14 protein-coding genes are annotated in these 10,356 nt (G+C 44.3%); all 14 read right to left on the bottom strand.

Annotated elements, in window-relative coordinates; genetic code table 11:
• Window positions 1-1,579: terminase gpA endonuclease subunit (locus tag CLOSYM_RS06210; RefSeq protein ID WP_021641418.1), on the bottom strand; the 1,579-nt coding region annotated here is incomplete at its 3' end.
• Entirely contained in the window at window positions 1,576-2,106 is a 531-nt protein-coding gene (locus CLOSYM_RS06205) for a hypothetical protein (RefSeq protein ID WP_021641417.1), read from the bottom strand. The genes CLOSYM_RS06210 and CLOSYM_RS06205, both read right to left, overlap by 4 nt.
• 269 nt (window positions 2,107-2,375) lie before the next feature.
• Window positions 2,376-2,981, bottom strand: coding sequence for a hypothetical protein (locus tag CLOSYM_RS06195; RefSeq protein WP_021641415.1), 606 nt, complete (start codon window positions 2,979-2,981; stop codon window positions 2,376-2,378).
• Window position 2,982: 1 nt separating this feature from the next.
• Window positions 2,983-3,156: a hypothetical protein gene (locus CLOSYM_RS22975; RefSeq protein WP_021641414.1), complete on the bottom strand. Its 174-nt coding sequence runs from the start codon at window positions 3,154-3,156 to the stop codon at window positions 2,983-2,985.
• Window positions 3,157-3,758: 602 nt separating this feature from the next.
• Complete coding sequence (locus CLOSYM_RS06190) at window positions 3,759-4,040, bottom strand: sigma-70 RNA polymerase sigma factor region 4 domain-containing protein (protein WP_330362878.1); 282 nt, start codon at window positions 4,038-4,040, stop codon at window positions 3,759-3,761.
• A gap of 527 nt (window positions 4,041-4,567) precedes the next feature.
• The gene (locus CLOSYM_RS06185; protein ID WP_021641410.1) at window positions 4,568-5,359 is read right to left on the bottom strand and encodes a DNA adenine methylase; all 792 of its coding nucleotides are present in this window, start codon (window positions 5,357-5,359) and stop codon (window positions 4,568-4,570) included.
• On the bottom strand, window positions 5,356-5,718 hold the full coding sequence (locus CLOSYM_RS06180) for an XF1762 family protein (RefSeq protein ID WP_003505542.1): 363 nt from the start codon (window positions 5,716-5,718) through the stop codon (window positions 5,356-5,358). The genes CLOSYM_RS06185 and CLOSYM_RS06180 overlap by 4 nt, the downstream gene beginning before the upstream one ends.
• Window positions 5,719-5,815: 97 nt before the next feature.
• Complete coding sequence (locus tag CLOSYM_RS06175) at window positions 5,816-6,046, bottom strand: hypothetical protein (protein ID WP_003497142.1); 231 nt, start codon at window positions 6,044-6,046, stop codon at window positions 5,816-5,818.
• 69 nt (window positions 6,047-6,115) lie between these two features.
• Entirely contained in the window at window positions 6,116-6,361 is a 246-nt protein-coding gene (locus CLOSYM_RS06170) for a hypothetical protein (RefSeq protein ID WP_003504703.1), read from the bottom strand.
• 184 nt (window positions 6,362-6,545) lie between these two features.
• Window positions 6,546-6,998, bottom strand: coding sequence for a class I SAM-dependent methyltransferase (locus tag CLOSYM_RS06165; RefSeq protein ID WP_330362877.1), 453 nt, complete (start codon window positions 6,996-6,998; stop codon window positions 6,546-6,548).
• A 414-nt stretch (window positions 6,999-7,412) separates the two neighbouring features.
• On the bottom strand, window positions 7,413-7,637 hold the full coding sequence (locus CLOSYM_RS06160; RefSeq protein ID WP_021641407.1) for a hypothetical protein: 225 nt from the start codon (window positions 7,635-7,637) through the stop codon (window positions 7,413-7,415).
• Complete coding sequence (locus CLOSYM_RS06155; RefSeq protein WP_021641406.1) at window positions 7,634-7,900, bottom strand: DUF3850 domain-containing protein; 267 nt, start codon at window positions 7,898-7,900, stop codon at window positions 7,634-7,636. Before CLOSYM_RS06155 ends, CLOSYM_RS06160 begins: the two co-directional genes overlap by 4 nt.
• A gap of 364 nt (window positions 7,901-8,264) precedes the next feature.
• The gene (locus CLOSYM_RS06145) at window positions 8,265-9,557 is read right to left on the bottom strand and encodes a pentapeptide repeat-containing protein (RefSeq protein WP_021641404.1); all 1,293 of its coding nucleotides are present in this window, start codon (window positions 9,555-9,557) and stop codon (window positions 8,265-8,267) included.
• 205 nt (window positions 9,558-9,762) lie between these two features.
• Window positions 9,763-10,158 carry a RusA family crossover junction endodeoxyribonuclease gene (locus CLOSYM_RS06135; RefSeq protein ID WP_044902189.1) on the bottom strand — a complete coding sequence of 132 codons (396 nt, stop codon included), beginning with the start codon at window positions 10,156-10,158 and terminating at the stop codon, window positions 9,763-9,765.
• Window positions 10,159-10,356 lie beyond the last annotated feature (198 nt).

The raw sequence follows: 10,356 nt of genomic DNA, 5'->3' as shown, positions 1-10,356 counted from the left end.
CGTCAATCCCGGAGAAGACCATCCAAGAGCCGGTTCCATTCTCGCGCCGGAGCCTGGCGGCGATACGGTCCTTATATTTTGCCGTGTCGATAATGACCAGGTTGATGCCGCAGGCTTTGGAGCCGGCTTTATTAATCACACTGTATTTATAGTCCGTCTCCAGTTTCCTGCTTGCGCCCTTCGCCGGTAGCGTGTAGTCCGAGGTATCTGCACAAAAATCATAAACCATGTCTGTCTGGTCGCCGGAGTCGACTAAAACAAGGGACGGCGTCAGTTTCGAGCCGTCCCTCTTCGCATAATTAAGATTCATGATTTCATCTATCTTCCAGAGATTGGTTTCCTGCCCCCTGGCAATCAGCTGGCTGGTCCAGTGTTCGCCCCAGGCTCGGATAACCCAATAAACGCTGGCCTCTTGAACATCGACTCCTCCGGTCAGTTCAACGGCCCAGTCAGGCACCTCTAGTTCTCCATACTCAGTCTGCCGTTCCATTACCAGTTCTGCCGATGTCTTTAACTTTGTGTCTTCCCACGGTTCTGCCAGCCAGCTGTTGGCAAAGTTCTGAAGCATTTCCGGATCCTCTTTGGATTTCAAAAACTCTTCCGCCACTTCTGCCCATGTAACGAAAATACTGTAGAGTGAATTAATGCGAAATCCTACTGTTTTTGGTTCTCCGACGCCTCTTTTTTTAACTATTTCCCATTCCCCTGCGCGCAGCATTTTGGACTTATCCTTGTCCAAAATGACACATCCGCATTCCGGACAAATATATTTTGCTGTCTGCGCCCGCTCATATGGCGACATGATTTTTTCCGGGTCCTCACAAAATTTTATCTGCTTGAACTCCAGACGGATTTTTTCGCCACATTCCGGGCAGGGAACGAAGTATTCCCGTACTTCATCCGCATTATCATGAAGCTGCCAGATATAATTGTTTTTTAAAGTCGGCGTGGAACAAGCATAAACCTTACTCTGAGACTTAAAAGTCTTGATTCGCTCCATTGCCAGACTGTAGGGAGAAGCCTCCTTTTTAGATGCGCCTCCCATCTTATCAATCTCGTCAAAAAACAGGTACTTGATTGCTTTGGATGCCAGCTTTGACGGAGAACCTGCGCCACGCAGATAAATTGTCATCGTCTTGAATTTTAACCTTAATTCCTTCGAGCTATTTTCGTAAAAGAGCTTTTTAATTTGAGGAATAAGACGAAAAGCCGGTTTTAATTTATCATTTGAAATATCTTTTGCCAGGTCATCAGAGGGGTAAACAATCATGGTGGGGCCCGGTTCCTCTGTAATAAGATAGCCAAGCATATTAATCAGCGCTTCTGTTCCTCCAAGCTGAGACCCTTTACACAGATAAATTTCCCGGATATTCGGACTGCTGAAAGCATCCATAATTCCAATCAAATACGGGGTGACTGAATTAGACCACTTGCCGGACAGATTGCTGCTCTCATCCAACACCCGGTAACGCTCTGCCCATTCACTAACCTTCAGCTCTTCCTGGGCAGACAAAGTTTTTAACAGGACACGGCGAAACAGCGCTCTTGTTTTCTTCCGGTTTCTGTTTCTTTGAGTCATCCATCCATCTCCTCATCCTCCTCGTATTCGTCCAACACTTCGTCAGTTGCATCATCCTGCTGGCCGTCAATCTCTTCCGGATCATAAGCGGACAGTTCTTCTAGGACCGAATTTAGTTCCCGCTTTATAATCAGAATTACTGCATTGATATCCTCCTCTCCCATAACCTGCATCGCAAGTTTTGATGGCAGAGACAACAGCCGATTTTTAAAGCGAATCAACATATCGGATAGGAATGCTTCGACATCGGCTGCCTCATGGAGTTCTCTCCGCAGCTTTCTAAGCTTCAAAAGTGAGATTTGTTTCTTCACTTCTTCATGTTCCGCCTGCACTTCCTCTTTCGAGATAGATGCCCGGCGCCCCGTTTCCGCATTCACCTTATATTCAATGTACTCCTGAATGCTTTTTTCCAGGCCATACCCACGGCCTTCATGGCTCAGCTTAAAAAGGCCCTCTTCCCTTAACTGCCGGACTCTTCGGGAACTGATGCCAAGACACTGGGCCAGCTCCTTTTGGTTCACTATCACCCTCTGTCACCTCCATTCCAGCACCTCCAAAAGAGGAAGGAAGTACCCTGAAAAATTTGTTCTGAAAGAGAAAAAGACCGCGCGTTCCTCGGCCCCGCGTAGGGCCTCCCCCCTTGGTAGTACCTTAGGCGATCTGCGGCCAGTCTCCCCGCTCCCAAGCCTTTCGATTTCAGCCTGCCTTCTTTACCAGCAGACCCACCTCCTTGTTTTGGGTATAGAAAAAGAGCCACGGGTTGGTGGCTCTCCTACTATCAGTAGACATATGTAATTCATTTTAAATATCGCAACCAGCGGATAAGATATTCGGTGCTGGTCTCATTTTTGTCTTTTTTTCGTTTTTCAAATGCGGTAAAGCCATTGTTTTTATAAAAATTAATAAGCTTTTCCCTGTCTTCCGATTCCAAGAATATAAAACGGCCGCCTATTTCGTTTTGAATCTCCTTTATTTTGTCTACAGCCATCTGAAGCAGTTCACATCCATAAATCAAGGTATCGTTACCTTCCGAATAATTCTTGCTTAACTGTGCAATTAATGGAGCTGGCACTATATACTCCCTTGTGTTAACGTCATAGCTTCCATGATTATTTAATTTCTTTGCCATCGTTTTACTAACGGCATCACGTGAAACACGTATAAATTTGGGTGCAATAGCATAATAACCTATGAGGTACTTTTCCTCTCCATCATCAGATTTCCAGTATACCAGGGTTGTCTTCGCCAAGCCCTGTCGCGAAAACTCAATCGCCTTATTTCGAATAAAATCCTGTACATCAAAATTATCATCACACATAAAACAGGAGAGAATTGATTTCACCTCATTCTCTCCTAATTGATTTAGCATATCATCTAATTTAATCTGAACGAATTCTGCCATTTTAACGTTTACCAAAGAACTCTTTGATTTTATCTCCTTTTATTTCTGAACACTTTCTGCTCATTGTAACATGCTCAAATCTCGTGTTTTCTGCTTCATTTAATGCCTTTACGAATGTATGTGCACGTTGTCGCTCTTTGATTGTTACATCTTTTAAGATGCTGCTCGTTGCCATACATATCACCTCCCAGATTGTTGGCACAGCCTTTGTTTTGTTATATAGTTTTTCCCGCTTACGTGTAACTATGCGTAACTATATGTATTTTTATTATAACGTAATTTATGCGAAAATCAATAGGTTGTGAGTACTTTTATTCGTATTTTTTACGGTTTTCTGCTTTTTTCAGCATCTTTCTGCGCCTTATTGCACTTTCCTATATTTTTGGTAGTTTCAAGCTATTTGCTCCCTCCAATTCTTTCATCCTACCACAAATTCCAGTAGAAGAAAAGCACCCATCTCACGACAGGTGCCTTTCCAAAGGGGAGTGTTCCCACTATTCAACTGGTTATACTTTTTCTCGCAAAGCAGCAGCATCCGGAATCGAACCGGAACCCAGGGCACCACCCTGTCCACCTGCCATTGGCGAGATGCTCCCAAAAAAAGACCCCGGGCCCGAAGGACACCGGAGTACGTTCATAATGCGTGGTCAAGTCGGCCACCAGGCTGTTATACACTGGCGACCGTATGGGGAGGGGAGCCGCTGGCTTTAAGGCCTTTGGCTTCATAATACACTATAGCATTTCCAAAACGAACAATGTGAACAAATCGAACAAACTTTACGATGCTTTCATAAACCGGTCGAATTCTATTCTCACACTATCTGCCGTTGCCTTGCGCCCCATCCTTACAGCTACCTCACCCCATGTCAATTCTTCGAAGAACTTCATCCGAATGATTCTCTGCAACCGCTGTGGAACCGTATTCAACCACGCCTCGACCTGTACCTTAATCTCTGCTGCAGCTGCCCTCCGTTCCTGCAGCAGTTCCTCCTCGTCATCTAACAGCCCCGGTGTCTGCACCGTCGCATATGCCAATCCCTCAATATGATGACTCTGCATTGCGTACGGGAACTCATGCATGGAACCTTTCACAGAATCCCGAAGAATTACCTTGCGCCGTTGCCTCAACCTTTGGATGTCCCTTTCCGTCTCCTTAATTAACTCACAAGCATCTATATACTGACTAAGAATCTCCTTGTCCAACGGTATCACCTCCCATCACTGGGTGCATATATATCCCAACCACATACAAATACCCCTGCTCCTTGCAGTCACACCGTTCCCGGCCACAATCCAGTGACCAGCGCTTCCGACAGCACATGCAGAGTTTTTCCGCCTTCATCGGACGGATGCCTTCGGGATGTGCCTGTCGCTCTGGATGTTTCTTCACGTCCGGTTTGTCCCGCAGCTCCACCACCGAACACAGCACTGTGTAACAATACGCTGGCATCTGCGCCGACCAAGTCTCCGGCCGTGGTCCTTTTAAGATATCGTCCTGGACGGATGCCCGACGGCGCCGCTGCTCTGATACCTTTATGTAATCTGTTTTACTCGTTCGCCTCACTCCTTCTTGGTTAAATGTCAATTTAACTGAATAACTTCATTTGACCAATCTCATAATTCATCCATAGTGTTTCCGTTCTCATTATTCCTGCTTCCGCCTGTGTCCTTTTCTGGACCTTGCGCCATCCCTGAAGCATTCCGTTATATAGGTCATTGTCATAACCAGATAACATCACCTTACCCGGATGTTCCACCAGCAATTCCAACAGTTCTATATGTTCAGCGTCCTTCATCTCATGGTGATATAGATAATTTTTCCGTGTCCCGTGCAGGTACGGTGGATCGACATATAGAAACACATCCGGCGTATCATACCGCCTAATCAGTTCCGCGGCCGGAAGATTCTCAATTTGAGCGTTTTTGAGACGTTCACTGGCTGCCAGTAGCCTTTCCGGAAGGCTTCTCCATTCACCTGTCGTATGTGGACTTGTCCGTTGCTGGCTGCTCCGGAACCCGTTACGATATAGATTGCTGCATCCGAATCCCATCCAACATCGAACCGCAAACTTTCTGGCTTTCTCCAGATCTGATTCCTTCGGGTCGTATTCACACGCCCGATAATATTCCTCTCTGCTGTATGGCGTCATCTCCAGCTGGGCAGCCAGCTTCTCCCAATTCTCCCGGATTACCTGGAAATAATTCACTACATTGCCATCTAGATCATTCAATGTTTCGATTCTGGCCGGAAATTTAGAGAAAAATACCGCTCCGCTGCCGAAGTATGGTTCCAGGTATACTTCGTGTTCTGGTATGTATTCGCAAATCCAATTTGCTATGCGGTTTTTGGCTCCTGGATATTTCAGCACACATTTCATTTTGTCACCTCGAATCTCATTTTCATTTGCGCCGGGTACAAATCCACCTCCGGTCGTCGTAATCCTGTCCACCGCTTACCACCAGCTTCTCCGATGCACCTCCACCCGGCAGCCCGCAGGCTGCCTCCCGTCTCCGTGTCCAGTATGTATGTCACCAGCCGTTTATAACCCATGTTCCGGGCAGCGCGCCAGGCGGCCGCATACAAAAAGCTACAGGCATTATGTGTACCGTCTGTAATCTCCCCATTGACAGCGGCGGCCACAGAAAACTTATGTCCTACAACCGGCTTATGGTGACGATGGTAACGAGCCACAAATGCGTTTGCTTCTTTCAGGCTTACCGGTACCAATTCCAACATGTTCTCACCTTCCTACTGCGCTAAATAATCACTGCTTTCATTTGTACAGCTACATACAAGTTCAATTAATTTCATTCGTTTCTCCTTCATAAAATTGTCAATTTTCTTCATCCAATTTTCTTCCACACATAGGACAAAATAATATAATTTCTGATGTATTTTCAGATTCATCATCCGCATACTTTAAATAATGCTTTCCGTTATGCTTTGATTTTACGATATTAAACTCTCCGTCGTATTCTCCGGTTAAATCTCTGCCCCATAAAAAACCACTCCCTGCATAAGTTCCGGTTTCGTTTAAATCACAGTAACCACACGTCTCCTTCATTCAAACTATTCTCCTTTCTCCCGGTTCTCCGTAAAATCTTCAATTTATTGTTTTCTCTCTCCGATCTATTTAGTCCTCCGCCTCTTCGAATAGCTTGCCAGCATTATCTCTCATATATTGGCTAACTTTCTGATACCCTTCCGTATTATTCTCTTCTCCAAATCCTCGGAATTTGACTCTTGCCGGATAACAGTCAATTATTTTACCGTCTTTTAAGTCAACTGTAATAGCCCACCCAAAGGTATGTAAAATCATGTTGATCCACCATAACAAACCGGCATTTCTAAACTCTTCCCAAGATTTTCTTTCTATCATTAAAATCCTCCTTATGTGCTGTGCAGTACACGCACCGCTTGCACACCTCTATAGGCTCATCATCGTTGGCACGACTAAACCCCATGCACTTACCATTGATATCTCGTCCCGGCTCCCCATGACACTTAATATACTTACAGTTATCTGGTGTCCTCTTTGGCATCTTACACCTCCAAATGTCAATTTACTTTATGAAAACTAGCCATCTTGTTTTTCCTCTTTGGTCCCCCAGTAAGGGGTTCTGTCCGAAAACTTTTAAAACATCTGACAATTTAATCTGGTCTTCGTTCCATTTAAAAATCAGAAGACCATAAGGCTCCAAAACCCTCATGCACTCATTAAATCCTTGTTTCAAATACGCTGGCCAATCTGGTGGAAGAATCCCATACTTGCTGGCCAACCAACTCCCGGTTCCTGCATGGATAAGGTGCGGTGGGTCAAACACAACCACTTTAAATGTATTATTCTGATATGGCATTTTCCGAAAATCCATTTTTACATCTGGTTTTATCAGTAGCGTACGCCCATCGCATAAAGTCGTTTCCAGTTCCCGATTGTCTGCGTAAATCACTTCTGGATTTTCCCTGTCAAAATAAAACATCCTACTACCGCAGCAAGCGTCTAAAATCCTTTTCACTTCATCACCTCAAACCTCATAATCTTCAGTTTTCAAACACTCCCATGTTCTCTGTTTCCAGTTATATTTCCAGTTTACATCATCAAAAAGATGATACTTTTTACATTTTACACACCATTGCACCTTTCTCATCTGGCACCTTCCTTCCGAAAATCTCATATACTTCCTTGTCAATTTTGATTGGTTGTTTTAAAGATGCTTTTCAATATGCAAATAATCAGCCAAATTCCAGTGGCAATAGACCATTTGAATGTCCAACCGAAACACATGGTGATTAATTTAATGATTCCACATGTAACGATCCAGCTCAGGCCATAGCAGGCAATCAGCACAACAATAACCATAGCTGCAACCAGCCCACCTTCTTTAATCTTGTTTTTTTGTTTTTCTATTCATTTTTTTCCTCCTAAAATGTCAATTTACTATTTCGTATTCCACGTCCTCTGCCCCTCTGATAAATGTTTCCACTTGATATCCCTGTTTTTTTATTGCATATAAAATATCATCCGGATGTATTGCATCATTAACATCGTCTTCTAGCGAATTTAGAAGCATTTCTCCTTCTCCCTCGTCTTCCACTTCAACAAAATAACTGTTTCTGCGCGTTATCTGTTCTTCAATTTCAATTTCAAACCTCATAAATTTCTTTCCTCTATATCCTCAGTAACCAGTTCAATCCCCATAACAACGTATCCCGGCTGAATCCCGATGAATCTGTCATCTAGTAAATAGATCACTTCTGCTTTTGCTTCTTGTCCGGAATATTTTATATTGTCCCACTCCTTCAGGAGCAGCACATCACCGACACAGTATTTCCGATCGTTTTTTCTGATCTCAAATGTCTTTTTCCCCAAAATCACATCTTCAAAATATTTCGGATATATTTTCAACTCATGTTCCATATCTATCCTCCACTAAATGTCAATTTAGCCGTTTAAAATGACTACCTAAACGTTCATTTGAAATTTCTATCCAACGCATTCCGGTTAGATCATTTAACCGTACCTCCGCACCTGTAAGGGTTGTCTTGGAATCGTCTGGTTTCCACATAGATCCTTCCTGTATCTGTTCACATTCATTATCTACGCAAAACCCGTTATCATCTACGCTATCAACGCAGAAAGCCTTTATACATTCATAGACCATCTCAATTCCTCCTAAATATCAATTTCGGCTAACTTTTACATTTGATGTGGTTTTACCATCGCACTTAATTATCATACAAATCTTCCCACACTCTGAAATTTCTTCCGCATTCATTGCAAGTTACGATATAGTCTTCTGAATCGTATTCCAATTGTTCTCTTTCCGCTCCACAGAACGGACAATAATACCAGTACACTGTTCAAAAATTTCCGCGTCAAAATTTGGCAAGGACTTTATGACTGCTTTTTTGTCATCAGCCAAGTCGTTCCACCATAACTGACCACATTCAGATTCATCAAGTACTTTCAGGTAACCCCCAGTTGTTTCAAATGTTGGATTCGCTGCTTTTTCTTCATCCGTCATATCACTAGAATATACCCATTCAATAACATTTTTAGGTATCTGATTCAGCAGATACCTTGCGCTAGAATCCATCCACTGTCTATAAGTTAATTCTGATTGCTTGTTGAACAACATAATTTTAGGTTCTTCCGTCATAAAACATCCATTATTAAAAGATGATTTGTTCCAGTCCCCGGTGTTCCAGTCCCCGGTGTTCCAGTTACCGGTGTTCCGGTTCCCGGTGTTCCAGTTACCGGTGTTCCAGTTACCGGTGTTCCGGTTCCCGGTGTTGCAGTCCCCGGTGTTGCAGTCCCCGGTGTTGCGGTCCCCGGTGTTGCGGTCCCCGGTGTTCCAGTCCCCGGTGTTGCATCGACCAGTGCAATTCTTTCCGGTATTCACGATACGCAGCACTTCTTCCCAGGGGATTTCACGCACGATTTCTAGTTTGTCAGTACAGGACTTGTCACCATCTGTCACTACTTCACCGTAGGCAATGACTTCTGCGACTTTGTTTCTGCTGTCAAAACTGTAATAATTAAAGCAATCATTTGCGGTCTGGCAAAAGTGCATCCCATGACCACAAACTTCAAGTTTCCCTTCTTCTATAAACCTCCCGGGGCAAGTGTACTGTTTCCCCCTGCAAGTCCAATCATGTTTAAATACTTTATACCCATGTACTATTTGGGGTGCTTCTATTTCCTTCTTCTCCATATTTTCCTCCATCAAATCTTCATTTAACCTCTTTGCAAACTCTACTGCATCCACATGTTGTTCATCACACATCGGCCGCCCATGCTCGAAGGGCCCTTCGCAGTCATCTTTATACCGGCACCCGTAGCAGGCCAGCAACTCCAGGTGGTGTTTTGCTTCTTCTGCATCTTTTCGCAGCCAGGTCATAATACACTTCTTCAGATTTTCATCGGTGCAGTCCGCATCGTCGTCTTCTCTGTGGCAGCCTCCCCGGCAGAACTGCCTTGTCAGTTCCTCCCCGGCGCCGCCTTCACAGTCCAGCTGGATAACCAGCTCCGCAAATCGCTCTGGCGTGCCAGCGTATTTCTCATAATTCGTCATTGTCCTCTCCCTCTCATCCGCTCGTCCAATTCAATTACCATCCCGTCAACCGTCTGACTTAAGAATGGATATTTCCTTTTCAAAACCACAGAATACGTGTGCATACGTTCCCACTCCTCAGAATCTCGTCCCGGAACTCGATTCTTATATCGGTTCCAAAACTTGTTATATACTTCCTCAAATCCAGCCTGTACCTGAGCATTGGTCATATTTTTTCCACCTTCACGTAAATCCCCGGCATTCTTGCCCAGTATTTTTCAATCACTTCACTTGCTACCTGAGCATCATCGGACCAAAATTTCAAATCAGTCATCACATCCTTTAACATCTTCACCAGATTATCCGTATCCGGCTTGCTGGTCTTATATTCCCCATCCTGATGATTACCCTTTAGTGGAAAGCACCACCAGGTTGTCAGTCTTACCGCCCCGGAGAACTTCTCATCCGGAACATGCCTTCCCAGGTGGGCCCTCAGCTTTTCCCGAACTGCTTTCAGTTCCTGCGGCTCATAAAATACTGGCTTGCCATTTACCACTCTGACCTGCTTTTCCTGATGCGTCATTGTAGGTGGCAGCATAGCCATAAAAAATTCAGTTGTCATAGCCTCACCACTTTCACACATTAAAATATTAAATTACTGATTCTTTGTGAAAAACTCTTCTGTCAAAGGACAGGGGAAGGAGTCGTCGTGCGCCAGCTATACGCACGACTACTTTCCCCCTTTGACCGTCAGGGAAAATAACTTGTTTATCCCCCTTTAGGGGGATAGTTTTTTTCTTCCCTAAGGAAAATAACGCAA

Source organism: [Clostridium] symbiosum ATCC 14940 (genome assembly GCF_000466485.1).
GTDB lineage: Bacteria > Bacillota > Clostridia > Lachnospirales > Lachnospiraceae > Otoolea > Otoolea symbiosa.
This window is presented reverse-complemented; position numbering and strand designations above follow the sequence as displayed.